Source organism: Streptomyces sp. NPDC026659, from assembly GCF_040638245.1.
Classification (GTDB): domain Bacteria; phylum Actinomycetota; class Actinomycetes; order Streptomycetales; family Streptomycetaceae; genus Streptomyces.
The window spans coordinates 98,175-124,614 of the sequence record NZ_JBEZXY010000008.1 but is presented as its reverse complement, the minus strand read 5'-3'; the positions used below and the strand labels follow the sequence as shown (position 1 = coordinate 124,614).

Here is a 26,440-nt window from a genome sequence, read left to right as displayed (position 1 = left end):
CTTCCCCGTTCGGCCCATGTGCGAACACCGGCGCCGGTACGTCCCGGGCCCACCCTCCGCCCCGCCCCCGATCATTGCGGTCCCGTGAACTCCGGTCGGCCCCGGGAATAGCGACACGGGTGTTCACACTTGGGGCGATTACCGGTGCCGTCGCGCCGGACACGGTGCGAGGGAAGCGAGGACAGAGGATGCCCGAGGCGTACGTCTCCACGCGGCACGGCAACGAGGAGACGGAGGTGACGGCGGGCTCGGACCGGCCGGAGTCGGCCCCCGGAGAGGCGACCGCCCGCGCGGACACCGCCACCGGAACCCCGCCCGCGACCGGAACCGCGACCGCCCCCGGCCCGCTGCCCGGCAGCGATCCTCGCGTCCTCGACAACCCCGCCCTCGCCGCCCTGACCGGCCCGCACGCCCACTTCGCCGAGCGGCGCGGCCGGGTCCTGCGCTACCCGGCGGACGTCACCCCGTGGCTCGCGCTGCCCGACGAGCCCGACGCGCGGGACTGGGCCGACGCCGCCGCCCTGAGCGGACCCGGCGCGGAGGTACCGCTGCTCGGCTTCCGGGGGCAGGTGCCGGAGGGCTGGGAGGTCACCTTCCGGATCGAGGGCGTCCAGCTGGTGGACGAAGGGCTCGTCACCGCGCCCGAACCCGAGGCGGTACGGCTCGGCCCGGCCGACGTGCCCGAGATGCTGGACCTCGTCGAGCGCACCCGCCCCGGCCCCTTCCTGCCCCGCACCGTCGAACTCGGCACCTACCTGGGCATCCGCCGCGACGGCAGGCTGATCGCCATGGCGGGGGAGCGGCTGCATCCGCCGGGCTGGACCGAGATCAGCGCGGTCTGCACCGACCCGGCGTACCGGGGCGAGGGCCTGGCCACCCGCCTGATCCTCGCCGTGGCGCACGGCATCCGCGAACGCGGCGAGACGCCCTTCCTGCACACCGGCGCCGCGAACGCGACCGCCATCCGGCTCTACGAGTCCCTGGGCTTCCGGCTGCGCCTGCACACCACGTTCGGTGCCGCCCGCGCGCCCGAGCACCGGGCGGTACCGGTGGCATAGCGGTACCAGGTGCGCGGCCGGCGGCCGTCGTGGATCCACACCCCGCGCCGGGGCGCCGTCAGTCGGTCCCGGCCCCCGCGGTCCCGGCCCCCGCCGTCCCCGCGTTGTACCGCTCCAGATAGGCCGCGAAGCGGACCAGGTCCTCCTCCGGCCAGTCCGCGAGCCGCTCCCGGAACGCGGCGCGGCGGCTGCTCGTGACCTGGGCCAGGATCTCCCGGCCCGCGGCGGTCAGATGCAGCACCTGCACCCGGTGGTCCTCGGGATCGTGCCGCCGCTCGATCAGCCCGGCCCGCTCCAGCGCCGCGACCTGGCGGCTCACCGTCGACTTGTCCAGGGCGTAGTGGGCGGCCAGGTCGGTCGCCCGGCAGCCGTCGCGCTCCTCCAGATGCCCGAGCAGGGTGTACGACACGAGCGACAGCTCGGGGTGCATACGGCCCGCCGAAGCCCGGGCGCGGCGGGCGAACGCCGTCATCTCGCGCTGGATCGTCTCCACCGCAGTCTCCGCCGCCGTCATGGGGTCCACCTCCGCCGAACGCCTTCTCCGACGCCTTCGCCGCCGTCTGGTTGTATAGTACAACTTGAATCGAAGGTTGTATAAGCCAACTGTCGGAGGTCGTACCCGATGAAGTCCCCGGTGATGTCACCGGCCCTGCGCCATGTGCTCACACATCTGCTCACCCCCTTGCTGATGTGCATAGGCATGGGGCTGGCCTACATGGGTGCGTTCGTCACCCCGGAGCCGCACCACATGCCGGTCGCCGTGGTCGGTACGGGACCGCGCACCGCCGTGTTCGCGCAGACCGTCAAGGACGCCGCCGGGGACAAGCTCGATGTGCGTACCGTTCCCGACCGTGCCACCGCCGTCTCCCTGCTGAAGTCCCGGCATGTCACCGGCGCCTATGTGCCCAGCGCACATACCCCCGAGCTGCTGGTGGCGAGCGCCGCCTCCGACATGGGTGCCACAGCTGTGGAAAAGGTCTTCACGCCGGTCGCCGCCCATGAGGGCGCCCCGCTGAAGGTCACCGACGTGGCCCCGCCCGTCCACGACGACCCCACCGGCCAGGGCCTGTTCTTCCTGCTGATCGCGGTCAGCATCGGCTCCTACGCCTCGGTCGCCGCCATCGGCGCCGCGCTGCCGATGCGGGTGCGCGCGCTGCTCGCGCTCGGGGTGTCCGCCGCGGTCGCGGGCATCGGCGCCCTGCTCGCCGGACCGGTCTTCCACCTCGCCCACCACGCACTCGGCGCGGTGTGGGGCATGGCCTGGCTCTACTCGGCGGGCATCCTGCTCATCGGCGTCGGCCTGCACACCTTCCTCAAGCGCTGGACCACGCTGACCATGATGGTTCTGTTCGTGATGCTGAACTTCACCAGCTCCGGCGGGCTCTTCCGGCCCGAGCTGCAGAACGGCTTCTTCGGCTCCCTGCACGCCTTCTGGAACGGTGCCGGGTTCGTCGAGGGCGTCCGCTCGCTGCTCTACTTCGGCGACGACGGCATCGGCCGCGACGTGTGGACCCTCGTGGCGTGGCTCGCCGTCGGCATCGTCGTCACCACGCTCGCGACCGCCTGGGAACGGTCCCGCGCCGCCCGGACCGCGGCCGTCGAGTCCCGCACCGCCCCCACCGCCTCCGAGAACGCCGACCAGTCGGCGGCCCGGGAGGCCGAGGAGGAGGCCGAAGAAACGGTGGCCGTCTGACCCACCCCGGCCCCCACCCCTGGCACCCCAACTCCCGCGCCCCGCGCCTCAACTCCCGCTCCCCGCACTCCAACTCACGCTCCCCGCACCCCCGTCAAGGCAGCTCCGCCGCCCGGGCGATCAGCACCGCCACATCGTCGTGGTTCTCGGCGTCGTACAGCCGGTCGAGGAGGAGGTCGCAGACCTCCTCCAGGGGGCGGCCCGGGGTGTCCAGCAGGGAGAGCAGCAGGTCGAGCCGTTCGTCCAGGGAGTGGCAGCGGGTCTCCACCAGTCCGTCGGTGTAGAGGACCAGCTCGTCCCCGGGCTCGAAGGGCACCGTGACGGCGGAGAAGTCCACGTCACCGACCCCGAGCGGCACCCCCGTGGGCAGGCTGAGCAGCTCCGGCGGCCGTCCGGGCCGTACCCGCACCGGCGGCAGATGCCCCGCGGAGGCGATCCGGCACTGGCGCAGCTCCGGGTCGTAGACGGCGTACACACAGGTGGCGATGGAGTCGTCCAGCGCGGACGTGGCCTTGTCCAGGCGTTCCAGCAGGGCCGCCGGGTCCAGGTCGAGCGAGGCGAGCGTGATGGTGGCGGTGCGCAGCAGGCCCATGGTGGCGGCGGCGTTGATGCCGCTGCCCATCACGTCGCCGACCACCAGCGCGGTCTTGCCGCCCGCCACCGGGATCACGTCGAACCAGTCGCCGCCGACCTCCCCGGCCGCGCCCGCCGGCTGGTAGCGCGAGGCCACCTCCAGACCGGTCGTCTCCGGCGGACTGCTCGGCAGCAGGCTGCGCTGGAGGGCGAGCGCGGTGTTGCGGGCGTTCTGGTACCAGCGGGCGTTGTCGATCTGCACGGCGGCCCGCGCCGCCAGCTCCCGGGCCAGCAGCACGTCGTCCTCGTCGAACGGCACCGGATTGCCGGTGCGCTTCAGATCCAGCGCGCCCAGCACCTCGCCCCGGGCGATCAGCGGCACCGCGAGATAGGAGTGCAGGCCCGCGCGCCTCAGCAGTTCGGCCCCCTCGGCCGAACGGGCGATGCGCGGCAGATCCTCGTCCGTCACGTGCCGCACCAGTACTGCCTCGCCGGTACGGACGCACTCGGTGACCAGCCGGTCCGGCGCGTACCGGGCGATCTCGCCGGGCGTGTCGGCGGCCCGTACCGCGTCACCGCCGTTCTCCGGGCGCACCGCGAGGGCCCGGATCACGGCCGTCTGGGTCGGGCCGAGCGTGCTGCGCCGCCCGTCGAGCACCGCGTCCAGCAGGTCGACGGCGGCCACGTCGGCCAGCACCGGCACCGCGACCTCCGCCAGCTCGCAGGCCGTGCGCTCGAGCTCCAGCGTCGTACCGATCCGGGAGGTAGCGTCCGCGATCACCGCCAGCCTGCGCCGCGCCGCCTCCACCTGCACGAACGCGCGATGCTGCTCGGTGATGTCGTCCAGGGAGAGGGCGACGCCGAGGACGTTGCCGCTGGAGTCCTCCAGGCGGTACAGCGACAGCGCCCAGGTGTGGTCCGCGTCCGGATCGGCCGGGGTACGGCCGACGACGCCGAGGTCGATCACCGGCTCGCCCGTGCCGAGCACCCCGCGCGCCGTCTCCTCCAGGGTCTCGGCGTCCAGCAGCGGCAGCACCTCGCGCGGTGTACGCCCCTCGTGGCGCTCGGCCGGGATACCGCTGAGCCGTTCCAGCGCCGGGTTGACCGACACGAACCGCAGCCCCGTGTCGAGCACCGCGAGCCCGATCGGCGCCTGGTGCACCATCCGCTCGGACAGCGCCACGTCCTGTTCGAGCCGCCGCACGGTCGACTGATCGGCGGCCAGCCCCAGCGCGTACACATCGCCCCGGTCGTCGAGGAGCCGCATGTTGCGGAACTCCACCAGCCGCGTGCTGCCGTCCTTGTGGCGGATCGGGAAGCCGCCGGCCCAGCTCTGCCCGGTGCTCATCACCGTGGCGAACAACTCCTTGACCAGTTCCAGGTGGCGTTCGTGCACCATCAGGCGGGCCGCGTACTGGCCCAGCGCCTCGCGCGCCGTGTAGCCGAACAGTTCCTCGGCCTGCGGGCTCCACAGCACGATCCGCCCGGTGGTGTCCAGGACCACCGACGCCACCCCGAGCACGTCGAGGAGCCCGCCGGGGCGCTCCGGCCCCCGCTCGGACTCGCCGCCGTCCATCGCGCCGGTCCCGGCCGTACTCATCCCACGCACCGCCTTCGCCCGTCCGCCCGGCACGCCGTCACCGGGGCCGGCTCCCCTCGTTCCACCGTGCACATCGACTCTCCGCCGCCGTGGCCGTCTGACTCCACCATCTCTCAACCCGGGGCCGCGCGAACGTCGGCGCCACCCCGTCCGTGACACGCGGGACCGCGATCGTCTCCCGTGGCGACGCATGTCACACCCCGTTGTTCACACCACGTTCCCTGATTGGTATGTACATGCCCGTGCGGCCGGGCCAGACTGTCCGCCGACCGAATGTCCCACCCCCCATTTTTCAAGGAGTCGGCCCATGCCCGCGCCCGCCCGGCTGCGCTGTCAAGCGTTAGTCACCGGCCTCGTCACCCTCGCCACCGCCGCCGTCATGTCCCTCGGCGCCACCCCCGCCTCGGCGGCGGACACCTGGACCGAGACCGGCTCCGACCGCGCCGACCCGCTGACCGAGAGCCAGGGTCTGACCTCCGTCGAGGTCCCGGCGAACAGCCCTAACCACTACACCGGCATCGGCACCATCCCGGTGGGTCTGTCCACCCGGGGCTGGAACCACGTCGGCGACCCGGACGCCTCGTACAACGGCTACTACATCGAGCCCTACCAGCGGGACTCCGGCAACTCCAAGATGTACCGAGTGCAGGCACCCGGCGGCGCCTGGTCGGAGTACGTCCACACGCTGGCCCCCGGCGAGGCCATCAACAACTCCTGGGACGCCATCTCGCCCGACGGCCAGTGGATGCTCTCGGGGGAGTACGGCACGATGAACCGCCTCCTGGTCTTCCCCACCCCCGGTGTCAACGCCTCCACGTCGCCCTCGGCGAACCTGCCACTCGCCTCCACCGTCCAGCTGGACCACCCGGTGCGCGACGTGCAGGGCTGCGACTTCTCTGGGCCGACCACGCTGCTCTGCTCCTCCGACGACCCGGAGGGCTCGCTGTTCGGCATGACCAAGCCGCTGCTCCAGATCGACCTGTCGGCGCAGCCGAACGGCAACGGCAACGTCTCCGGACACGTCACGGCCCTGCGCCAGCTGCCCCTGCGCAGCTCCTGCTCGGGGACCTTCGAGGCCGAGGGCATCGACTACGACCGCCGCACCGGCACCCTGCGGGTGATCGTGGTGTCGCCCGGGTTCTGCGTGCTGACGGACAGCAAGACGTACAAGTTCACGCGCGGCTGACGGCCGTACGGGGTGCCACGGCCTCCTTCGACGAGGTGGGCCGTGGCGCCCTTTTTGTCGCTCCGCTCCGCGTGCGTGGCGTGCGCCCCTCGGGGTACCCGTCCGGCGGCACGGCCAGGGAAAGGAGCGGTCATGAGCAATCCGGAGCCGTCGCACCCGGAAAGCGTCTCGGTGGAGATCAGCGGATGCTCCAAGGAGGACGCCCGGGTGGTCTTCGACGTACTGAGCGCCTGCTTCGCCTCCGACCGGGACGCGGACGAGGTCCCGCAGCAACTCCACGAGACCCGTCCGATGGTGTGGCTCGGCACCTATGTCGTCACCGAGGCCCGCGAGGGCTGCGAGCCCGTCCGGCTCGACTCGTCCGTCCTCGCGGACGTGCAGGGCGGCTACTGGGCGGTGGACCGGTTCCGCCACACCCTCGACGACATCTTCACCGTCCACGAGACCGGCACCGCCTCCGGCGACCAGGAGCGCGAACTCCACTTGCGCCTGGAAAGCCGCTGACGCGGACCACCGTCCTCCGTACGCCCCGGCCGGGTCACGTACCGGCCGGGGCGTACTGCGCCTCGCCGTTCCCGAACGACCAGTCCACCAGCTCGTTCTCGGTCACGGTGATCAGCACGTTGCGGGGCTCGGTGCCCGTGTACGCCTCCGCCAGCTCGGCGATCCGGCGGTACAGGGCGCGCTTCTGGTCGGGCGTCCGGCCCGAGCGCATGGTGATCGCCACGAAGACGATCCCCTCGTCCCGGTGGATGCCCAGGAAGTCGTCGTAGCGCAGGGTGCCGTGCCTGCCGTCGTGGCCGGTGAGCACCTGGAAGCGGTCGTCGGGCGGTACGCCGAGCGTCTCGACCAGCGCCTCCTGCACGGCGCGGCCGAGCGCGTCCAGACGGCCGGGGTCGACGCCGAGCGTGTCGATGCGGACGAAGGGCATGGGAGTTCCTTCCGTAGCTGCCGCGATCTTCTTGCCCCGTGAGTGTACATACTAGTAGTTACAGAAGTGGGCCGCTCTTTGTGCAACTAGTTGCACAAACCCGGGAGGTTGCTCTACAACAAAGGTCGACCGCGTTACGCACGGAGGGCCCGATGAGCCGTTACCCGCACCTGATGTCCCCGCTCGACCTGGGATTCACCACACTGCCCAACCGCGTGCTCATGGGCTCCATGCACGTGGGCCTCGAGGAGGCCGAGCGCGGGTTCGAGCGGATGGCCGAGTTCTACGCGGCCCGTGCACGCGGGGGAGTGGGCCTCATCGTCACCGGCGGCATCGCGCCGAACGACGAGGGACGCCCGTACGAGGGCGGCGCCAGGCTCACCACCGAGGCGGAGGCCGAGCAGCACCGGGTCGTCACCGACGCCGTGCACCGCGAGGGCGGCAGGATCGCGATGCAGATCCTGCACTTCGGCCGCTACGCCTACCACCGCGACCTGGTCGCCCCCAGCCCCCTCCAGGCCCCGATCAGCCCCTTCGTGCCGCGCGAACTCACCGACGCGGACGTGGAGCGGACCATCGAGGACTACGTCCGCGCCGCCCGCCTCGCCCGGCACGCCGGATACGACGGCGTCGAGATCATGGGCTCCGAGGGCTACCTGATCAACGAGTTCATCGCGTCGGGCACCAACCACCGCACCGACCGCTGGGGCGGCTCGTACGAGAACCGGATGCGGTTCCCCGTCGAGATCGTCCGCCGCGTCCGCGAGGCCGTCGGCGAGGACTTCGTCATCGTCTACCGGCTCTCCATGCTGGACCTGGTCCCCGGCGGCTCCACGCTGCCCGAGGTCGTCACCCTCGCCAAGGCCGTCGAGGCGGCCGGGGCGAGCATCATCAACACCGGCATCGGCTGGCACGAGGCGCGTATCCCGACCATCGCCACCTCCGTGCCGCGCGGCGCCTACACCTGGGTCACCAAGAGGCTCATGGGCGAGGTGTCCGTCCCGCTGGTGACCACCAACCGCATCAACACCCCCGAACTGGCAGAGCAGTTGCTCGCGGACGGCGTCGCCGACATGGTCTCCGTGGCCCGCCCGATGCTCGCCGACCCCGACTTCGTCGCCAAGGCCGCCGCGGGCACCCCGGAGGCCATCAACACCTGCATCGGCTGCAACCAGGCCTGCCTGGACCACACGTTCAGCGGGAAGATCACCTCCTGTCTGGTCAACCCGCGCGCCTGCCACGAGACCGAACTCGTGCTCTCCCCGACCCGGCTGCGCAAGCGCGTCGCCGTCGTCGGCGCCGGTCCCGCAGGCCTCGCCTGCGCCGTCACCGCCGCCGAACGCGGCCACGCCGTCACCCTGTTCGACGCCGCGAGCGAGATCGGCGGCCAGCTCAACGTCGCCCGCAAGGTCCCCGGCAAGCAGGAGTTCGACGAGACCCTGCGCTACTTCCGCCACCAGCTCGACGCCCACGGCGTCGACGTGCGTCTGAACACCCGCGTCACCGCCGACGACCTCGGCGAGCACGACGAGATCGTGGTCGCCACCGGCGTCACCCCGCGCACCCCCGACATCCCCGGCGCCGACCACCCGACCGTCCTCGGCTACCTCGACGTGCTGCGCGACGGCGCCCCCGTCGGCGACCGCGTGGCCGTGCTCGGCGCGGGCGGCATCGGCTTCGACGTAGCCGAGTTCCTCACCGACGGCGGCCACAAGGCGAGCGAGGACCCCGCGACGTACTTCCGGCACTGGGGCGTCGACACCGACTACGCCGCCCCCGGCGGCCTCACCGCCCCGACCCGCCCCGCGCCCCCGCGCACCGTCCACCTCCTCCAGCGCAAGACCAGCAAGGTCGGCGCCGGGCTCGGCAAGACCACCGGCTGGATCCACCGCACGGAGCTGAAGCACCGGGGCGTCACCATGGTTCCCGGCGTGCGCTACGACCGCATCGACGACGCCGGACTCCACATCACCGTCGACGGCGAGAGCACGGTCCTGGAGGTGGACACGGTGGTGCTGTGCACCGGCCAGGAACCCCGCCGCGACCTCTACGACACGCTGATCGCCGCCGGACGCAGCGCGCACCTCATCGGCGGCGCCGACGTCGCGGCCGAACTGGACGCCAAGCGCGCCATCAAGCAGGGCACCGAGCTGGCGGCGACGCTGTAGGGGCCCTTGATCGCCTCCCTAGGATGAGCCCATGTCACTCCCGCACGCCATCCTCACCGCCCTGCTGGAGAAGCCGTCGTCCGGCCTTGAACTGACCCGCCGCTTCGACAAGTCGATCGGCTACTTCTGGTCCGCGACGCATCAGCAGATCTACCGTGAGCTGGGCAAACTGGAGGCCGAGGGGTTCATCCGCGCGCTGCCGTCCGAGCAGCCGGCCCGTGGGCAGAAGAAGAGCTACGAGGTCCTGCCCGCGGGCCGCGCCGAACTGGCCCGCTGGACCGCCGCCGCCCAGGACCCCAAGCCCCTGCGGGACACCCTGCTGCTCCGGCTCCGGGCGGCGGCGGTCGTCGGCACGGCGGGCCTCGAAGCCGACCTGCGCCGCCATCTGGAGCTGCACGGGCGGCAGTTGGCGGAGTACGAGGAGATCGAGCGGCGCGACTTCCCGCCGGGCCGTGACACCCCCGAGGACCGGCTGCGGCATCTGGTGCTGCGCGCGGGGATCGACCTGGAGACCTTCTGGACCGGGTGGCTCACGGGGGCGCTGGAGGAGGTCGCGGCGCTGTCCGGGGAACCCTCGGACGGCACGCCGGGCTGAGCCTGGCGTCAGTAGTACCGCCTGCGCGGCTTCGGGCGGCGCAGGAACCAGGCCGCCGCGATGATCCCCGAACCCGCCAGGCCCGCCCCGATGCCCAGGGTGACCGGGCCGTAGTCGCTCACGGCACCGCCGACTCCGCCCGCCACTCCACGGGACGGCAGCACAACGGCACGGGAGGGTGTCGCCGTACCGCGCGGGGGAGTCGCCGCGGTGCGGGAAGGTGCCACAGCGGCGCGGGAGGGAGTCGCCGAACTCCGCGAAGGCGCCGCCGCGCTGCGGGACGGTGTCGCCGGGGGCCTGGAGGTCGCGGAGATCGTCGGCGCGGAGGCCGCCCCCACGGTGATGGTCCGGGTGCCCGCGCTGACGCCGTTGGCGCAGATCACCATCACCGTGTACGTCCCCGGGCCCACCCCCGACCAGGCCGCGGACTGGCTGCCGACCGTGCCCGACAGCGCCGACCGCACCCCCTGCTCGAAACTCGACTGACCTCCGACGAGCAGCGAGGCGTTGCCCCAACTCCCGTTGGTCTGGGTGGCGCAGGCGCTGGTGGACACCGAGACTATGGAGCCGTTGGCGCTCACGGAGATGCCGGAGACGGCGGCGGACGGCCCGGCGAACAGGACCGGCAGCGCGGCGGCGCCCGCCAGGGACAGGCCGGTACGGAACAGGGGTCGAGGATTGCGCATGGCTGGCCTCCGGCGGCGGGGTCGGCGGTACGTCCCGTGCGCCGCCGAGATCGGAAACGTCCGTGCTGCCTCAACGGCAGCAAACGCGGCCCCCGACCGCGCCGCACCCGCAGCGCGCCCGCACAGGTGACGGACTGGGCCGTCCGGTGCGGGAGTTCCAGACAGGCCCTGGGAGGATCAGCCCTTCGCGCCGGTCGTCACCGTCCGCTCCGCCGACAGCCCGCCCCAGGTGCCGTCCGGCAGCCTCGCCCGCAACCGTACCCGGTGCTCGGTCCCCGCCTCCTGCCCGGCGTAGAAGCTGTAGCGCGTCCGGCCGCGCGGCGGCTCGCCGCCCCACACCAGTGACGTGGCCGACGTTCCGTCGAGCCAGATGTCGTACTCGGTGATCACCCCGTCGACGCGCGGCGGGTCCCAGGCCAGGTCGATGTAGTACGCGTCACCGGACCGGTGTGTCCCGGCGGCGAAGTCCGTCGGCGCGGTGCCCCGGCCGTCGTCGGTGCCCGGAGTGGTCAGCCGGACCGGGGTGCCCGCGGGCGAGAGGTTGCCCGCCGCGTCCCTGGCCCGGACGGTGAACGTGTACCGGGTGCCCGGCCGCAGCCCCGTGACCACGGTCGCGGTCAGGGTGCCGTCCACCGTGTGGATCTCGGTGCCGCCCTGGAAGACGGCGTACGACCGCACACCCCGGTCGTCCCGCGCGGCCGCCCAGGACAGCCGGACCGCCTTGCTGCCGACCGGCCGCCCCGCCGTGTTCCCCGGCCGGGTCGGCGCCGAGCGGTCGGCGGCCACCGCGGCGGGCGTCCGGGCCCGGACCGCGCGGCTCGGCGGACCGACCCGGCCCTCGGCGTCCCGTGCCCGCACGGTGAAGACATACATGGTGGACGGCTTGAGCCTGGTGACGTCCACCATGTGCTGCGAACCCGGCACTTCCACGACCTTTGTGGTGCCGCGATATACCTCGTAGGTGTGGGTGCCGGTCCGCTGGGCGAAGGCGTTCCACATCACATGCACGCTGGTGGCGCTTCCCGCCATGGCCGTGACGCCCATAGGGGCGCCCGGTGTCCGGCCGTCGTCGCCGTCACCGCCGGCCGCCCGGCCGCAGGAGACGGTCAGCGTCAGCGCCGCGCAGATCAGGAGAGGGCGGAGAGGGCGGAGGAGCCGGAGAGAAACACATCGCACGGTGCTGCCTCCCGGGGGACGGCGTCACGGCAAAGGTCCGGACCAATATGCCCGTCGGGGCCGGTCACGGCAAGGGGGTGCGGTGGTGAGCGCAGGGGGAGTTACGTATGCTGAGGACACCCTGTGGCTGAACTCCCCCGGAAACGGCCGGAGTTCACTGGGGCGCGGACACGCTGTCGTCGCCGGAGCCGCGCCGACGCGGGCGGCCGGGGCGAGTCGAGGAAGGCTCAAACCCCGGCCCCCGCCGGTCTCCGGCCGAGTGTCGGGACGCTGCTCCATCCGGCCCCAACCGGGCGGCCGAGCACGCCGGTCCGCACCCCCGTTGTGCATGGTGGGCCGGAATGTCCCCCACGAAAGGGTCCACAGAGTGCGTGTCCGGACGCTGACGCTGGCCGCCACAGGCGTTGCCCTTCTTGCCCCGACCGCGTATCCCGCCGCCGCATCCCTGCCGTACCCGAAGCGTGTCGTGTTCCACGACGAGGGCGGACCGAGCGCCGCCCAACTGCGGCGCGCGGTCCGCGGATGCGACCAGATCTCGCGCGGCCGGTACCGCCAGGACGCCGGAACCCCCGCCCGGGTCCGGATCTGCGGCACGCGTGGCGCGGTCCACTGGAAGGCGGACCTGGACATCGACTGCGACGGGCGGCCCACCGCCCACTGCAACCGCCGCACCGACCCCACCTTCGCCGCGACCACCGCCTTCCGGCAGTCCGACGGCCGGATGCTGAACGCCGAGAAGCTGCCGTACATCGTCGTCCCGCCCGCAGGGCCCCGCTGGAACCATCGCGCCCACGGCATCCGGGGCGGCTCCGTCGCCGCCGTGCTGTACCGGGACCGGCTCGCGTACGCCGTCGTCGGCGACACCGGTCCCCGCGACGTCATCGGCGAGGCGTCCTACGCCACCGCCCGCGCCCTCGGCATCGACCCCGACCCCCGCTACGGCGGCGCCCCTTCGGGCGTCACCTACATCGTCTTCGCACACGCGCGGGCCCGGCCCATCGAGGACCACGAGGCGGCGGTGACCCTGGGCGAACGGCTGGCCCGGCGGCTTGTCCGGCACGCGGGCTGAGGGGACGGGGCCGGGCAGGTCGTGACAGCTCGGTGGCGGTGGCGGTTCGGTTCGCGGGAGGGGTGCCGTAGCGGCCGCGTCCGGGGCTGCCGTACGGCCCGCGCGGGACTTCGTACCGGCCGTCGCCGCGCGCGGGGCTCTCACACCTTCCGGTAGCCGTACGCCTCCTCGGCCGCCGCCGCCACCCCCGTCAGGTCCGCGCCCGTCGCCGCCGTCACCACCGCGGCCACCGCGCCCTCCAGGAACGGGGCGTCCACCAGGCGGGTGTTCTCGGGGAGTTCGTCGCCCTCCGCGAGGAGTGCCTTCACGGTGAGGACGGCGCTGCCGAGGTCGGTGAGGACGGCGACCCCGGCGCCCTGGTCCACGGCGGCGGCAGCGGCGCCGATCAGCTCGGCGCTGGTCCCGAGACCGCCGTCCTCGGTGCCGCCCGCCGCCGCGACGGGCACCGACTCGGCCCCGCCCGCGAGCCCCTTCGCCAGCTCGGCCACCGACTCCGCGACCCCGGCGCTGTGCGACACCAGCACGATCCCGACCAGACGGTTGTCACTCACCGGACACCTCCGCCGTCTCCGCGAGCGCCGCGATCAGCAGGGCCGACGACGTGGCGCCCGGGTCCTGGTGACCGATGCTGCGCTCACCCAGATAACTGGCCCGCCCCTTTCGGGCGAGCAATGGCGTGGTGGCCACCGCGCCCTCCTCGGCGGCCGACCGCGCGGCCGCGAAACCGTCGCCGAGCGCGTCCACGGCCGGGACGAGGGCGTCGATCATGGTCTTGTCACCGGGCGCCGCGCCACCGAGGGCCTGTACTCCTTCCACCCCGGCCCGCAGCGCCTCGGCCAGTTGTTCCGCACTCACCTCGCCGGCGTCGCCGAGCGCCTTGCCCGCCCGGCGCAGCAGCGTGCCGTAGAGCGGTCCGGCGGCGCCGCCGACCGTGGATATCAACCGGCGCCCGGCCAGCGTCAGCACCCCGCCCGGCGTGTCCGGGGCCTCCTTCTCCAGGGCGGTGACCACGGCCGCGAAGCCGCGCTGCATGTTGCTGCCGTGGTCGGCGTCACCGATGGCCGAGTCGAGAGCGGTGAGCCGGCTCGCCTCCCGGTCGATGGACGAGGCGGCCGCCGTCATCCAGCGGCGGAAGAAATCGGCGTCGAGCACTGGGCCTCCTTGGACGGGCGGGACGGTATGCCTCCGGCGGTGGCGGGTACAACCGAGCCGCGCGGGATGGGAGCCGGTCCGGGCCCCCGGGGACGGGGACCGTCGGATCACCGGACCGTGAGGGCTGTCGGGCACCGGGCGCGCGCGTCACACCCCCCAGCGCAGGGCCGGGGTCTTCACCGGCGCGTCCCACAGCCGCAGCAGTTCCTCGTCGGCCTGGCAGAGGGTCACGGAGGCGCCCGCCATGTCGAGGGAGGTGACGTAGTTGCCGACGAGGGTACGGGCCACCGCCACGCCCCGTTCCGAGAGCACCCGTTGCACTTCGGCGTTGAAGCCGAACAGCTCCAGCAGGGGGGTGCCGCCCATGCCGTTGACCAGGAGCAGCACGGGGCTGCGCGGCGGCATGTCCTCCAGGATGGCGTTCACCGCGAAGTCCGCGATCTCGCCGGAGGTCATCATCGGCCGCCGCTCGCGGCCCGGCTCACCATGGATGCCGATGCCCAACTCCAGCTCGCCGGGCGGCAGATCGAAGGTCGGAGAGCCCTTGGCCGGGGTGGTGACGGCACTCAGCGCGACACCGAAACTGCGCGCGTTCTCGTTCACCTTGCGCCCGATCGCCTCCACCCGCTCCAGCGGCTGCCCCTCGGCCGCCGCGGCCCCGGCGATCTTCTCCACGAACAGCGTCGCGCCGGTGCCGCGCCGCCCGGCGGTGTACAGACTGTCGGTCACCGCCACGTCGTCGTTGACCAGCACCTTGCCGATCTGAATGCCCTCGTCCTCGGCCAGCTCGGCCGCCATGTCGAAGTTCAGCACGTCACCGGTGTAGTTCTTCACGATGAACAGCACCCCGGCCCCACTGTCCACGGCCGCCGCCGCCCGGGCCATCTGATCCGGCACCGGCGAGGTGAACACCTCGCCCGGACACGCCGCGGACAGCATCCCCGGCCCGACGAACCCCCCGTGCAACGGCTCGTGCCCCGACCCCCCGCCCGACACCAGCCCCACCTGCCCCTCGACAGGCGCGTCCCGCCGCACGACGATCCGGTTCTCCACGTCCACCGTCAGATCCGGATACGCGGCCGCCATACCCCGCAGCGCATCCGCCACCACGGTCTCCGGGACGTTGATCAACATCTTCATCGGTATCTCCTGGTGAGGCTGACAGACGGGCCCCTGCTGTCGGCAGTATCGACCTTGCGGCGGCGAAGGTCACGTGGAGTGCGGAAGGTGGCTGTGATTACCTCCGGGTATCGGTCCTGGGGGCCGTGAGGGCTGCTCCAAGCATCGCCGCGTAGCCCCGTACGTGCTCGGCTTGTGTACGTGCTCGGGTGGGAGGACTCTGCGGCTGACGCGCTGTCCAGTGGGATCGACTCCGTGAGCCACGGGGATCTGAATCGGCCATACGGGCGATTTTGATGTGCGTCGCATCGGATCGGGTCTCGGATGCCGATGGGGGACGGGCAATGCGTGGATGGCACCGTGATCAGTTTCTCGGCCTCAGCGGCCGACGGCCCGCAAGTGCGGATTTCAACGGCGTCGATCGACCATGTGCGGACTCCGTTGGTCTCCTTTTCCCCGGCACCCACGGAGTCCGGCTTGTCCGCCCACGAGGGCACCGGCATCCGGCGCTGGGCGAACCCGATCGAGGCGTACTTCGGACCGCTGAGGCAGTTCACCATCGCCAAACTCGAACCACCCCCACCACGCCGTGCGGACCCGGGCCCTCTACGCCTACCTGCGGTGGCGCAACGCCAACGCCCGGCATCGCGACGTCCTGGCCGCCGAACGCAAAGAACGCGCACCTACCCGCAGCGAGAAAGGCATCCGCCGGGGAGGGCGTCCTCTCGAAACCGCAGCCCGACCCGACTCGGCGCACTTACGCACTCACAGCACCTGCCCGCCGCCGTGCCGGAGCGGACGGGACCCGTTCACGTCGAGTCCGTGGGCTTCCCGCTTTTCCGGCGGTATCGGTGCCCGGGCGGGGGCGGCGGCGGGATGTCCACCGGCTGGGTGGTCAGGTACCAGGAGCCGCCGCCGTGTTCTTCGTGGACGACCAGGAAGCCGGGGCGGGGCAGACGCAGCGTGCGACGCCCGTCGCCCAGGCCGGACACGTCGTCGTTCCAGTCACCGGGGGTGTTCGTGGGCCATGCGGGTGGGCGGCAATCGCAGGCGGGCCAAGGCCGCAGGCACTGGCACACGTAACTGACCTCCCAGGTGGTGTCGGTCTGGAACTGGACGGTGCACAAGGCGGGGCCGCCGTTGTGGCGGAGCACCTCGTGACCATGGCCGCGGTGTTCGGAGCCGAGCTCGGTCGCGGCCGACAGCGGGACGACGCGAGTCGACCAACGGTGGTCGTCGCGACTGTTGGCGGTGGTCACGCGCAGGTGGGTGGCGTCCGCGGGTAGGTAACGACGGCCGTGGTAGGCGCCGATGACCGAGACCAGAGCATCGCCGGTGGCGGTCAGGTCCTCGGTGCGCATCATGGCATCGAGGAAGAAGTTGCCCTCGCCGGTGACATCGGCCTCAACCAGGGCGGGACGACCGGGCTCGGGACGGTCGATGAGTATCTCGGTCTTCCCGTCGCCGGCACCGGTCGACACATGACGTTCGCCGGTGCCGGTGAGCGCTCGTGGGCGGCCGGGACCGGCGGCCGGCGGGAGGGCGTCGATCGGGACTGGTCGGCCAGTGCGCCGGGCGTCGAAACGGATCATGGCGGCGCGGCCGTCACGCAGAGCGGTCAGCGCGTCGGATTCCGTGCGCGCCGCACTGGCCCGGTCGTACGCCTCCAATGCCGCCCGGTACTCCTTCAGGACGGCTGGGGTGGTGTCGGGGCCGCCGGTATCGAACTCCAAGGCGGCCACCTCCTCCCCGAAGACGGTCACCGACTCCTGTACCGCTGCCGACAGTTCCACTGCGGGAGGTTCCGCTTCGGCGGGTCGGCGCCGGCGCAACATCGGGTAGAGGCCGCCCATTCCCAGACCGAACAGGAAACTCACCAGATAGCCGAGCACACCCGGAATCCTCGCACAGGCGTCCACCGTTCAACCGCCCTTCCCGCGCTCTGGTTCTCCGGACGGGTGTCGGACATCTGTCGGCGGTATGTCGGTGGAGGTTGCGACCTTGGGGCGGGTTGGTGCTCCCCATGAGCACGCTGCCACAGAGCGCAAGGAGCCTGTCATCGTGTCTTCCGCATCCCAGGGCCGGCCGTGGGACGTTCACCGGTTGCCGTCTGCCGAGGGCAGGACCTTCCTGGTCACCGGGGGCAACGCCGGGATCGGCTACTTCGCCGCGGAGCAGCTCGCCGCCACTGGCGCTGTCGTCGTACTCGGCAGCAGGGACCGCGCGAAGGCCGATGCCGCCATGGCCTCGATCCGCTCGCGCGTCCCCGGCGCGCATGTGCGGCATCTCCCGCTGGACCTCGCCGACCTGTCGTCCCTGAAGACCGCCGTGGACAGACTGGACCTCGATCATCTTGACGCGGTGGTCCACAACGCAGGGGTCGCGCTCGACGACCCGCTGCGCCGAGAGACCAAGGACGGTCACGAGCTGATGTTCGGCACCAACCACCTCGGCCACTTCGCGCTTACGCAGTGGCTGGTCCCCCTGTTGTCAGCGGCTCCGGCGGGCCGCATCGTGACGGTGGGAAGCTTCGCGGCGCGGTCCGAGCGACTGGACCTCGGCGATCTGCAGTCGACTCGGGACTACCGGCCCAAGCGCACTTACGGCCGATCGAAGCTGGCGCAGATGTGCTTCGGCTTCGAACTCGATCGCCGCCTGCGTGCCCTCGGCAGCACGGTGCTCAGTGTGGTGGCCCATCCCGGCGGCGCACTGGACTCTCTCACCCCGTCCCGCCCGCCGGTAGGAGTGACAACCTCCGGCGAGCGGCTGCGCGCCATGCCCGCCGGGCTCTTGGTGCAGGGCAAGGACGCCGGAGCATGGCCCGTCGTCCGCGCCGTTCTCGACTCGGAGGTGCGGGGAGGGCAGTTGTGGGGGCCGAGGTTCTTCGGCCTGCGGGGCATACCGAGACGCGAGCCCATCCCTTCTCATATGGCCGACCCGGCCGTCGCCGCTCACCTGTGGGCCGTCAGCGGCGAGCTGGTCGGCACCGATCCGCACCTCGGCCTCCGGTAGGCGCGGAACCGCCCTGGCGGCCATCCGGTGGCCATCTGCCGTATTCAGTCCGGCCCGCCAGGTTCAGTCGCGACCAGTTGCCCGCAGGAGGTCGTTGATCCAGATCGTCCAGGCGCGGTGGCGGAGGCCGGCTGCGGGTCACGTCGAGCAGAGGCACTCGCGGCCGGGCGGGACCGCCGACGTTGATCAGCTCATTGACCTCTCGCGTCCCCGCATCGGCGCACCGGCATCCAATGGCTCGGCCCGCAGGGTCCCCGCGCGTCGGCCGCGGAGGCCGCCCGGGTCCGCGGAGCGCCGGTGCGGTGTCGGCGGGCGGTACGCGCGATCCCCAGGTGAACGGCGGGCGGCACACGGCACGCCCGATACCGAGGGCGGTAGATTGGCCACACCTCAGAACCATCTGCGCAGTTCGTCTACGTGTGTGTAGTCGTCGGCGGGGTCGCATTCCCCGCCGGGCTCGTCGCGGCACCCTGGGGTGTGGGAGGACGGGAGAGAATGTCGGACAAGCGTGGGGACGAGCGGCGTGCGCACGGCGCGCTGGTCGCGGATGTGCTGGCGGTGCTGTGGGAGGCCGGCAGGCCGATGACCGCGCACGAGGTCAACGCCGCGCTCGGCAAGGGGCTGGCCAGGACGACGATGGCCACCACCCTGATCCGCCTCTACGAGAAGGGCACGCTGCGCCGCATCCCCGCGGGACGCGGTTTCGCGTACGAGCCGGTGGAGGACGCGGCGGGGCTGGTCGCCGACCGTATGCGCCGCGAGCTGGAGAGCGAGCCGAAGCGTGACCTGGTGCTGAAGCGGTTCGTGTCCGGGCTGTCCGAGGGCGACGAGGCGACGCTGCGCCGCCTGCTGCTCGAAGCCGAGGACGACCCCGAGTGACCTGCGTACTGGTCCTGGTCGCGCTGGCTCTCGCGTTTCCGTGGGGCGCAGCCCTGGTCGCCCGGCGCCTGGCCCTGGTGCTTCCGCCGCGCGAGGCGTGCTGGGCGCTGACGGGAGCGGCGGTCCTCCTGGCGGGCGGCACGATCGCGGCGCTGGTCGGTCTGTTCCAGGTACCGTTCCTCGCCTCGCTGGAGCGGGTGTCCCTTCCCCGGGTGCTGGAGGTGTGGCCCGCCGCGGTCCCGTTCGCCTGTGCTGCGGGCGCGGCGATGCTCGTTCAGCTCGTGCTGCTGCTCCGGCGGTGGACGCGGCACCGTTCGTTGCTGAAGCGCGCCTGGCGGACGGTCGGCGAGGGGACGGACGACGGGGAACTGCTGGTGATCCCGGCGGCCGACGTGGACGCCTTCGCGCTTCCCGCATACCGGGGGCGGCCCGGCCGGGTCGTGGTGACCTCGGGGATGGTGCGGGCGCTGAAGGCGGGCGAGCGCGAGGTGCTGCTCGCCCATGAGCGGGCTCATCTGGCCGGACGCCATCACCTGCTGTCGGCGGTGGCCGATCTCGCCACCGTGGTCCACCCCGCCCTCCGGGGGCTGCGCGCGTCGCTCGCCTTCCACCTGGAGCGGTGGGCGGACGAGGGGGCGGCCGCGGCCGTGGGCGACCGGCGGCTGGCGGCCGCGGCCATCGCGCGGGCGGCCCTGGCGGGGTCGTCCCGCAGCCGTGGCGGCGCGTATCCGCTGCTGTCGGCGGTGAGCGGACCTGTGCCACGGCGAGTCGAAGCCCTGCTTCTGCCCGCGCCCACCGCCCCGCGCGGGCGCGCCCGGCGAGCCGGGGTCGTTGCCCTGGCGGGGACGGTGGTGGTCGCGGCGGTGGCGGCCCTCGGGCTGGCCTACGGGCTGCACGAGTACGTGGAGTACGCGGCAGGGCGGCTGATCGGCGCGCGATAGGGCCGGGCCGTCGGGCCGGACGGGCGTGTGCGGCGTTGTCCGGCGCGGTACCGGACCCGTCCGCCGCGCGAGCGCCGTGAGCTGCCTATGGCCGTGTGGCCGTAGGCAGCTCCTCGTATCACCTTCGGTGGCAGTGGCTGACAGTGGCTGACAGCCAAGGCCGTGCTCCGGCGGAAGCCGGGCGGGGCGTCGGCGGGCGCGGCCGGGGTCAGCCCTTGGTGGGTTCCCTGGCCTCGACCTCGGCGAAGAACTCGTCCGCGAGGGCCCGGGCGCCGGTCAGGTCGGCGAGGGGTTCGCCGACGATGCGGCCCGCCAGGTCGGTGGCCAGCGTGAAGACGGCCTCACGCAGCTCGGCCTCCGCGATGATGCGGTCGGCCTCCAGTTGAGCCCTGGCCGACGCCACGAGGTTGTCCCGCTCCCTGGCGCCCTCGGCGCGCAGGGCCGCGACATGGGCGGCTCCCTCCTCGGTCGCGGCCTCGCGGAGCCGGGCGGCTTCGTGGCGGGCGGCGCTGAGTTCGGCCTGGTACTCGGAGAGGATTCGACGCGCTTCCTCGTGCAGCGCGACGGCCCGCTCGGTGTTGCCTTCGATCGCGTCTTCCCGCGCCGCGAGGGTCTTCTCGATGCGCGGAACCAGGATCTTCGCGAAGACGACGAAGACCAGGGCGAAGGAGATGAGGCCGACTATGAGGTCCGGGCGTGGCGGATTCAGGGGTCCCATGCGGCCGATCGTACAGCGGACGAGACCGGACAGGGTCGGCGCACCGGGCCATTGTTTGCCTCAACTTCTGCTTGCCAGCCACGAGTTGACTGGGTATCGACCTCGCGGCAAGGGGTGAACCGCTCATGAGCGAACTCGCCCCTGTCCGCGAACTCCTCACCCGCCCGCGCGGGCCGGAACCTTCTCCGGCGACCGGTCGTCTACAGTTTCCAGGGCGTCTACATTCTTGTAGACCACGGAGGTGGGATTGCCGTCCTCCACCCAGCTCCGTCGACCGTGCGAAGGGTTCATCCGAAGTGGCCGCATCAAGGCAGCCGTGCCCACCCGGGCGCCTGAGGGGCGATTGAGGCCATGCTCCCCAAGATCCTGATCGTCGAGGACGACCACGCGCTGCGGGACGTGCTGCGCCGTGGCCTGGTCGACGAGGGCTTCGCGACCGTGCCCGCCGCCGACGGTGCGGCCGCCCTGCGGCTGGCCACCGTCGACGTCTCGGCGGCCGTCCTGGACATCGGACTGCCCGACGCGGACGGACGGGACGTGTGTCATGCCCTGCGTGCCAACGGATTCCGCGCCCCGGTCATCTTCCTCACCGCCCGGCACCAGCTCACCGACCGGCTGTCGGGGTTCTCGGCCGGAGGCGACGACTACCTCCCCAAACCGTTCCACCTGGCCGAACTCGTCGCCCGGCTGCGGGCGGCGCTCAACCGGACCGCGTCACCGGTCACCGCCGCGGCCGGTGACCTGGTCCTGGACGCCGTGAACCACCACATGACGGTCCGCGTGAGCCACCACATGACGGTCCGTGACGTCCCCGTCGCCCTGTCACCCACGGAGTTCCGGCTGCTGGCCACTCTCGTCGCGGCGGACGGAGCGCTGGTGCGCCGCCGGGACCTGGTCCGGGCCGGATGGCCCGAGGGTGCGCAGGTGAGCGACAACACCCTGGACCAGTATCTGACCCGGCTGCGCCGCAAGCTGCGCGAGGCCGGCAGCCGTCTGACGATCGGTACCGCGCGCGGTGTCGGACACCGCCTGTCATGAACCGGGTCACGCGAAGCCTCGCCCCCCGTATCCTGCGGGGCCTCGCCCCCCGCACCCTTCGACGCCTCACCCCCCGCACCCTGCGGGGACGGCTCTCCCTGGCGGCCCTGACCGCCGCCGCCCTGGTCGTCACGGTCCTCACCGTGGCCTTCAACGTGGTGACGGACCGGCACCTGCGCCACCAGGCGGACGACGCGCTCCGCGACCGCGCGGCAGCCGTGGCCGCCACCGTCGACACCAGCGGCTCCCGCGTACGCGTCATCGAGACCGCCAACGACCGCCTGCTCGACACCGACGCATGGATCTACGCGGGCGGACGGCTCCTGGACCAGGAGCCGGGCGTCTCCGTGGCCGGTCCGCCGACTCGCGTCGCCCACCGACTGGCCCTGCGGCGGGCGACCACCTGCGCGACCGCCCCCGGCCACCGGCCCGTCCGGCTGTGCGCGCTGGCGGTGGCCGGTACGACCGTCACCGTCGTCACCGCCCTGGACCTGGGCCCGTACCGGAACTCCGCCGACACGCTGCTGCTGGGGTCGCTGCTGCTGGACGGCGTGATGCTCCTGTGCACCTATGTGCTCACCCGTCTGGCTGTCGGCCGGGCGCTCCGCCCGGTGCGGACGATGACGGACCAGGCCACCCAGCGTGGTGCCACGGGCTCCGCCGACCGCTTCGGCGACGAGCGCCGGCCGGTCGAACTCGCCCTTCTGGGCGCCTCGTTGGATGCCCTACTGGACCGCATACGCTCCCTGCTGCGGTACGAGCGGCAGCTGACCGGCGAACTGTCGCACGAGCTGCGCACGCCGCTCACCAGGATCATCATCGAACTCGACTGGTGGCGGGCCCGCCCCCGCACCGCCGACGAGACCCGGGCCACCCACGAAGCGGTCGCCGACGCGGCCCGGTCCATGCGCACGATCTGCGACACGCTCCTGCGGGACGCCCGGGAGAGCGCGCTCGCCCCGACGACGGTTCCCGGCACGACCGACGTCGTGCCCGTCCTGGCGGGCCTGCTCCGCCGCCTCGATCCGCCGCAGGGGGTCAAGACCGAGCTGGACACCGCCGAGCCGGAGCTCCACGCGGGAGTTCCGACCGCTCTCCTCGAACGCGTCGTCAGTCCGCTGCTGGCCAATGCCGTGCGCTACGCCCGTACGCGGGTGACCGTGTCCGCCGGCCGCGTGCCCGGCGCCGTACGGATCGATGTCGTGGACGACGGTCCCGGCGTACCGCGAGCGTTCACCGGCGAGCTGTTCCAGCCCGGGCAGCGTGCCGATCCGGACGACGGACACGACGGCGCGGGCCTGGGACTGCCGCTCGCACGCCGTCTGGCCCGGGGTGTCGGCGGCGACGTCACCTACGCTCCGGGCCGGACGACAGGGGCCACCTTCACGGTCAGTCTGCCCGCGGGGTGACCGCCTCCCGCCCGGCGGCCCGCGTGCCGCGCTCCCTGCGCTCGCGCGTCTGGGCGTAGGCCATCAGCCCGAACAGGACCGTGAGGAGAACCGCCGAGGAACCCGCCGTACCGAGATCCAGTCCGCCTTTGGTGACGGGCTTGGTGAGGAAGTCGCCCGCGGTCGCGCCCAGCGGGCGGGTGAGGACGAAGGCGATCCAGAAGAGGAGCACGTTCGACACCGCGGGCGCCTTCATCAGTACGACGAGCACGGCGAGCAGCCCGGTCACCAGCAGCGCGCCCCCGGCGTAGCCGAGCCCTGAGCTGTCCGACAGGAAGTCGCCCATCGACGTGCCGAGCGTGTTGGACACCAGGATCGCCGACCAGAACAGCGCCTCGCCGCGGAGACTGACGATGTCACGGATCTGGAACGTCATCCCGCTGAGCTTCCAGACCAGGAAGATCGCCAGGAGCAGCGAGACCAGGATCGCCGCACCGGCCGGATAGCCGAGGCCGAGGCCCTGAGGGCCCCAGCCGAGGGAAGTGGCGCCGCCCGAGAGGTACTTGGCGCTCGCGTCGCGGTTCATGAAATCGGACATGGTGGTGCCGGCCATGCTGGTCGACAGGATCACGGTCCAGTAGAAGAACGGGTTGTAGCGGCGGGACCGCAACTGGACCGCCAGGGTCACCACGAACACCGCGAACAGGGCGACGGTGGTGAGGAAGTAACCGAGCTTCAGGGTCTGCGAGAAGAGGTCGCCGGCCGTTTCGCCCAGGGTCGTCGCGGCGATCTTCATGATCCAGAAGATCAGCGTGACCTCGGGCAGCTTCTTCCTCACCGACCCGGTGATCCCCGGCGCGCTCGCCGACTCGGGATCGTTGAGGACCTGCGGCTTCTCCATGTGGACCTGCTCCCGTGCGCTGGAACGGCAGGGTGCCCGCCTCGGAACAGCGGACGAGCGCCCTGCCCGGATGAGCCGGCCGCCGACGGCGACCCGGATCATCGACCGTGTCACGGCCAGCCTGAAAGCGTCCTGAACACGTTCTCCGAGCGGCTGTTCAGGCCGCGCTCCGGGCGCCCCGCTCCGTGGCGGTGACGTCCTTGCGTGTGACGGCCAGGTAGCCCACGAAGCCGAGGATCGCCACGGTCCAGGACAGGGTGACCGGGCCGACGCCCCAGCCGAGCCCGCCGTGCGCGGGGGACGCGGCCATCCAGTCGGCGAGCGAGGCGCCGAGGGGGCGGGTCAGGACGTACGCGGTCCAGAACGCGGCCACCGCGCCGAGGAGGCCCGTGCGGTGGGCGACGGCCGGGAGCGCGATCGCCACGGCGAACAGGGCGATCGAGCCCAGGTAGGCCAGCCCGGAGGAGGCCGTGAGGTCTCCGGCCGCGGTGCCCAGGGCGAAGGTGGCGAGGACGGCCGCCCAGTAGAACGCCTCGCGACGGCGGGTCCGGACGGCATGGATCGACAGGGTCCGCTCGCTCGCGTACCAGAGGGCGAAGACGGCGGCCAGGGCCACGACGAACAGCGGCGTGGACAGGTCGTAGGGGACACCCAGGGCGACGTGGAGGACATCGGCGGTCATCGTGCCGAACACGCTGACCATCACGATCGCCGTCCAGTAGATCCAGGCCACGTACCGGCGTACGGCGAACTGCAGGACGAGTGCGGCGGTGAAGGCGAGGCCGCCGAGCGCCACCGCCGGAACCGGTCCGAGCAGACGGGCCAGGAAGTCGGACGCGGTCTCGCCCATGCCGGTGGTGAGGACCTTGACGACCCAGAAATAGACGGTCACCTCGGGCACTTTGTTCGCGGCCTCACCGATGTGGACGCGAGACCGGGAAGAAGGCCGGTGACCGAGGAAATGATCTGTGCTCATGATCCGCACCTTCGCACGCTCAACTGTGCTTTCCCCAGGCTCCTTTGCCATTGCTTTGGGGCTTCCGGTGCAGGTGTTGCCCTATGTTCACGCGAACCTGATCACAACCTGAAAGGCGCGGCGGGAATTCTGGTCCGCTCCGGGAAAGGGCTGATAGGAAAGTGGATTTCATCCACATCGAGGTCGTCGGTCCGAGGGGTGTTCGCCCTGGGCGGTCTCGATGGCGTGGTGCAGCCGGACGGCGCCGCCCAGGGACGACGTCCCGGCCGCCGTGCACAGCAGGGCCATCGCCAGCAGTGCCGGAACCACGCGCCGGACCGGTGTGGGGGCGAGCAGGGCCCGGACGCGTGCCGGGACGGGACCACCCGCGGCTCCCGGTGCCACGGTCGGCGCACCGGCCGATCCGGCCGATCCGGCCGTGCGGCTCGCGGCGAGCGCGGCGCGCCCCACGGCCCGTGCGGCGAGGGTGCGGTCGCCGCAGCGGCGGGCGGCGGCCTCGTCGGCCGCCCGCTCGGCCGCGAACGACACATGGGCGGCGACGGCGGCCAGCGCCGGATGGCACCATCCGGCGAGATGGGCGGCGGAGAGGAACAGGTGATGCTTCGCGGCGAGATGGGCCCGCTCATGGGCGAGCAGCGCCTCACGTTCGACCGGTCCGAGGGCGCGCAGCATTCCGGACGTCACCACGATCCGGTCCGGCCGGCGCGGCCCGCCCGGCAGCGCGTAGGCATCGGGACGCGGATCGTCCAGTACGCACAGCCCTCCCGCGTCCGGCAGATGGGCGACGCGCGCCTGCGCGGCCCGCAGGCGCGTCACCTCCCGCGCCGCCTTGCGCAGGATGTGGTGCGCGGCCAGGGCGAGCGCGCCGGTCGCGAGCACGGAGACGCCGAGTACCAGTGACCGGGGCCCCACGGCGAGGGGGCGCACCAGTTCCGCGAGCGCGCCCACCGGCGGGAGGGCGAGGGCGAGCGGCAGCAGCAGGGCCCCCAGGGACGCCATGACGCCGACCGCGAGCGCGGCCGTGGCGCAGGTGATCGCCCACAGCGCGATCTCGGGCCGCACCTTCTCGACGGTACGCCGGGCCAGCGGAGCCAGGGCCCAGGGCAGAACCAGGGGCATCAGCAGCAAGGCGATCAACGGCCGCCTCCTTCGAGCAGGCGCTTCAGCTCCGCCTCGTCGGCCGGGTCGAGCCCCTCGACGAACCGGGCCAGCACGATGCTGCGGTCGTCGTCCTGCTCCAGCTCGTGACGCATCCGCCGCGCGGTGAGGCCATGGGAGTCCGCCACCGCGAAGTACAGGAAGCCGCGCCGGCCCGGCGTACGGTCCACCGCCCCCTTCTCGTGCAGGCGCGCGAGGAGGGTGGCCACGGTGGTGCGGGCCAGCTCCTGCGGTATCGCCGCCCGCACCTCGGCCGCCGACTGCGGCCGGCCCGCCGCGCACAGTGCGGCCAGCACGCTTGCCTCCAACTCGCCGGCGGGCCTGCGTTCGGCTGCCGCGTCGGTCATGGAACCTCCCCCTCCGTCAGATCGTCTACAGTGTTGTAGACCGACTACTGCGTTGTAGACGTAGGAGGTTACCCGC

Annotated in this window: 26 protein-coding genes and 1 pseudogene; 13 read left to right on the top strand and 14 right to left on the bottom strand. The window is 72.4% G+C overall.

Annotation, left to right across the window (positions count from 1 at the left end; translation table 11 throughout):
* Positions 1–188 precede the first annotated feature (188 nt).
* A complete protein-coding gene (locus AB0E91_RS21095; protein WP_361783901.1) occupies positions 189–1,058 on the top strand; it encodes a GNAT family N-acetyltransferase in 870 nt (289 codons plus the stop codon).
* Between the two features lie 58 nt (positions 1,059–1,116).
* Here AB0E91_RS21095 and AB0E91_RS21090 read toward each other — a convergent pair whose 3' ends face one another.
* Entirely contained in the window at positions 1,117–1,572 is a 456-nt protein-coding gene (locus AB0E91_RS21090) for a MarR family winged helix-turn-helix transcriptional regulator (protein WP_361783898.1), read from the bottom strand.
* 108 nt (positions 1,573–1,680) lie between these two features.
* On the opposite strand from AB0E91_RS21090, the gene AB0E91_RS21085 reads away from it, so the two are divergent.
* On the top strand, positions 1,681–2,751 hold the full coding sequence (locus tag AB0E91_RS21085) for a hypothetical protein (protein ID WP_361783895.1): 1,071 nt from the start codon (positions 1,681–1,683) through the stop codon (positions 2,749–2,751).
* A gap of 94 nt (positions 2,752–2,845) precedes the next feature.
* Here the strand turns inward: AB0E91_RS21085 and AB0E91_RS21080 are convergent, their stop codons facing one another.
* Positions 2,846–4,924 (bottom strand): SpoIIE family protein phosphatase, encoded by a 2,079-nt coding sequence (locus AB0E91_RS21080; RefSeq protein WP_361783892.1) that lies wholly within the window; start codon positions 4,922–4,924, stop codon positions 2,846–2,848.
* Between the two features lie 307 nt (positions 4,925–5,231).
* Between AB0E91_RS21080 and AB0E91_RS21075 the strand changes: the two genes are divergently transcribed.
* Both AB0E91_RS21075 and AB0E91_RS21070 read left to right on the top strand, forming a co-directional pair.
* The gene (locus AB0E91_RS21075) at positions 5,232–6,110 is read left to right on the top strand and encodes a hypothetical protein (protein ID WP_361783889.1); all 879 of its coding nucleotides are present in this window, start codon (positions 5,232–5,234) and stop codon (positions 6,108–6,110) included.
* A gap of 132 nt (positions 6,111–6,242) precedes the next feature.
* Positions 6,243–6,614 (top strand): hypothetical protein, encoded by a 372-nt coding sequence (locus AB0E91_RS21070; protein WP_361783886.1) that lies wholly within the window; start codon positions 6,243–6,245, stop codon positions 6,612–6,614.
* Between the two features lie 34 nt (positions 6,615–6,648).
* Here AB0E91_RS21070 and AB0E91_RS21065 read toward each other — a convergent pair whose 3' ends face one another.
* A complete protein-coding gene (locus tag AB0E91_RS21065; RefSeq protein ID WP_361783883.1) occupies positions 6,649–7,041 on the bottom strand; it encodes a tautomerase family protein in 393 nt (130 codons plus the stop codon).
* Positions 7,042–7,193: 152 nt separating this feature from the next.
* Between AB0E91_RS21065 and AB0E91_RS21060 the strand changes: the two genes are divergently transcribed.
* Both AB0E91_RS21060 and AB0E91_RS21055 read left to right on the top strand, forming a co-directional pair.
* Positions 7,194–9,209 carry an NADPH-dependent 2,4-dienoyl-CoA reductase gene (locus AB0E91_RS21060; RefSeq protein WP_361783880.1) on the top strand — a complete coding sequence of 672 codons (2,016 nt, stop codon included), beginning with the start codon at positions 7,194–7,196 and terminating at the stop codon, positions 9,207–9,209.
* Between the two features lie 31 nt (positions 9,210–9,240).
* Positions 9,241–9,804: a PadR family transcriptional regulator gene (locus AB0E91_RS21055; RefSeq protein WP_361783877.1), complete on the top strand. Its 564-nt coding sequence runs from the start codon at positions 9,241–9,243 to the stop codon at positions 9,802–9,804.
* Between the two features lie 8 nt (positions 9,805–9,812).
* Here the strand turns inward: AB0E91_RS21055 and AB0E91_RS21050 are convergent, their stop codons facing one another.
* Both AB0E91_RS21050 and AB0E91_RS21045 read right to left on the bottom strand, forming a co-directional pair.
* A complete protein-coding gene (locus AB0E91_RS21050; protein ID WP_361783874.1) occupies positions 9,813–10,490 on the bottom strand; it encodes a hypothetical protein in 678 nt (225 codons plus the stop codon).
* A 177-nt stretch (positions 10,491–10,667) separates the two neighbouring features.
* Positions 10,668–11,666, bottom strand: a complete 999-nt coding sequence (locus AB0E91_RS21045; RefSeq protein WP_361783871.1) for a fibronectin type III domain-containing protein — start codon at positions 11,664–11,666, stop codon at positions 10,668–10,670.
* Between the two features lie 367 nt (positions 11,667–12,033).
* Between AB0E91_RS21045 and AB0E91_RS21040 the strand changes: the two genes are divergently transcribed.
* Positions 12,034–12,735: a glycoside hydrolase family 75 protein gene (locus tag AB0E91_RS21040; protein ID WP_361783869.1), complete on the top strand. Its 702-nt coding sequence runs from the start codon at positions 12,034–12,036 to the stop codon at positions 12,733–12,735.
* A 140-nt stretch (positions 12,736–12,875) separates the two neighbouring features.
* Here AB0E91_RS21040 and AB0E91_RS21035 read toward each other — a convergent pair whose 3' ends face one another.
* From AB0E91_RS21035 to dhaK, 3 genes are all read right to left on the bottom strand, one after another.
* Complete coding sequence (locus AB0E91_RS21035) at positions 12,876–13,286, bottom strand: PTS fructose transporter subunit IIA (RefSeq protein ID WP_361783866.1); 411 nt, start codon at positions 13,284–13,286, stop codon at positions 12,876–12,878.
* A complete protein-coding gene (gene dhaL, locus AB0E91_RS21030) occupies positions 13,279–13,887 on the bottom strand; it encodes a dihydroxyacetone kinase subunit DhaL (protein ID WP_361783863.1) in 609 nt (202 codons plus the stop codon). Before dhaL ends, AB0E91_RS21035 begins: the two co-directional genes overlap by 8 nt.
* Before the next feature lie 147 nt (positions 13,888–14,034).
* On the bottom strand, positions 14,035–15,027 hold the full coding sequence (gene dhaK / locus AB0E91_RS21025) for a dihydroxyacetone kinase subunit DhaK (protein ID WP_361783860.1): 993 nt from the start codon (positions 15,025–15,027) through the stop codon (positions 14,035–14,037).
* A gap of 489 nt (positions 15,028–15,516) precedes the next feature.
* Between dhaK and AB0E91_RS21020 the strand changes: the two are divergent.
* A pseudogene (locus AB0E91_RS21020) lies at positions 15,517–15,745 on the top strand (IS630 family transposase); the annotation flags it as partial.
* Between the two features lie 70 nt (positions 15,746–15,815).
* Here AB0E91_RS21020 and AB0E91_RS21015 read toward each other — a convergent pair.
* Positions 15,816–16,925 (bottom strand): hypothetical protein, encoded by a 1,110-nt coding sequence (locus AB0E91_RS21015; RefSeq protein WP_361784632.1) that lies wholly within the window; start codon positions 16,923–16,925, stop codon positions 15,816–15,818.
* Positions 16,926–17,067: 142 nt separating this feature from the next.
* Between AB0E91_RS21015 and AB0E91_RS21010 the strand changes: the two genes are divergently transcribed.
* The 3 genes from AB0E91_RS21010 (at position 17,068) to AB0E91_RS21000 (ending at position 19,838) form a co-directional block, all read left to right on the top strand.
* Positions 17,068–18,018 (top strand): SDR family NAD(P)-dependent oxidoreductase, encoded by a 951-nt coding sequence (locus AB0E91_RS21010; RefSeq protein ID WP_361783858.1) that lies wholly within the window; start codon positions 17,068–17,070, stop codon positions 18,016–18,018.
* A gap of 495 nt (positions 18,019–18,513) precedes the next feature.
* Positions 18,514–18,897: a BlaI/MecI/CopY family transcriptional regulator gene (locus tag AB0E91_RS21005; RefSeq protein ID WP_361783855.1), complete on the top strand. Its 384-nt coding sequence runs from the start codon at positions 18,514–18,516 to the stop codon at positions 18,895–18,897.
* Positions 18,894–19,838 (top strand): M48 family metalloprotease, encoded by a 945-nt coding sequence (locus tag AB0E91_RS21000; protein ID WP_361783852.1) that lies wholly within the window; start codon positions 18,894–18,896, stop codon positions 19,836–19,838. Before AB0E91_RS21005 ends, AB0E91_RS21000 begins: the two co-directional genes overlap by 4 nt.
* 208 nt (positions 19,839–20,046) lie before the next feature.
* Here AB0E91_RS21000 and AB0E91_RS20995 read toward each other — a convergent pair whose 3' ends face one another.
* Positions 20,047–20,556, bottom strand: coding sequence for a hypothetical protein (locus AB0E91_RS20995; RefSeq protein WP_361783849.1), 510 nt, complete (start codon positions 20,554–20,556; stop codon positions 20,047–20,049).
* Between the two features lie 351 nt (positions 20,557–20,907).
* Between AB0E91_RS20995 and AB0E91_RS20990 the strand changes: the two genes are divergently transcribed.
* Both AB0E91_RS20990 and AB0E91_RS20985 read left to right on the top strand, forming a co-directional pair.
* Positions 20,908–21,594, top strand: coding sequence for a response regulator transcription factor (locus tag AB0E91_RS20990; RefSeq protein ID WP_361783846.1), 687 nt, complete (start codon positions 20,908–20,910; stop codon positions 21,592–21,594).
* The gene (locus AB0E91_RS20985) at positions 21,591–23,003 is read left to right on the top strand and encodes a HAMP domain-containing sensor histidine kinase (protein WP_361783843.1); all 1,413 of its coding nucleotides are present in this window, start codon (positions 21,591–21,593) and stop codon (positions 23,001–23,003) included. Before AB0E91_RS20990 ends, AB0E91_RS20985 begins: the two co-directional genes overlap by 4 nt.
* Here AB0E91_RS20985 and AB0E91_RS20980 read toward each other — a convergent pair.
* The 4 genes from AB0E91_RS20980 to AB0E91_RS20965 form a co-directional block, all read right to left on the bottom strand.
* On the bottom strand, positions 22,984–23,883 hold the full coding sequence (locus AB0E91_RS20980) for a hypothetical protein (protein ID WP_361783840.1): 900 nt from the start codon (positions 23,881–23,883) through the stop codon (positions 22,984–22,986). The two genes, AB0E91_RS20985 and AB0E91_RS20980, sit on opposite strands and share 20 nt — an antisense overlap.
* 157 nt (positions 23,884–24,040) lie before the next feature.
* Entirely contained in the window at positions 24,041–24,859 is an 819-nt protein-coding gene (locus tag AB0E91_RS20975) for a hypothetical protein (RefSeq protein ID WP_361783837.1), read from the bottom strand.
* 168 nt (positions 24,860–25,027) lie between these two features.
* Positions 25,028–25,996, bottom strand: a complete 969-nt coding sequence (locus AB0E91_RS20970) for a M48 family metalloprotease (protein WP_361783834.1) — start codon at positions 25,994–25,996, stop codon at positions 25,028–25,030.
* Positions 25,993–26,364, bottom strand: a complete 372-nt coding sequence (locus tag AB0E91_RS20965) for a BlaI/MecI/CopY family transcriptional regulator (protein ID WP_361783831.1) — start codon at positions 26,362–26,364, stop codon at positions 25,993–25,995. Before AB0E91_RS20965 ends, AB0E91_RS20970 begins: the two co-directional genes overlap by 4 nt.
* Positions 26,365–26,440 lie beyond the last annotated feature (76 nt).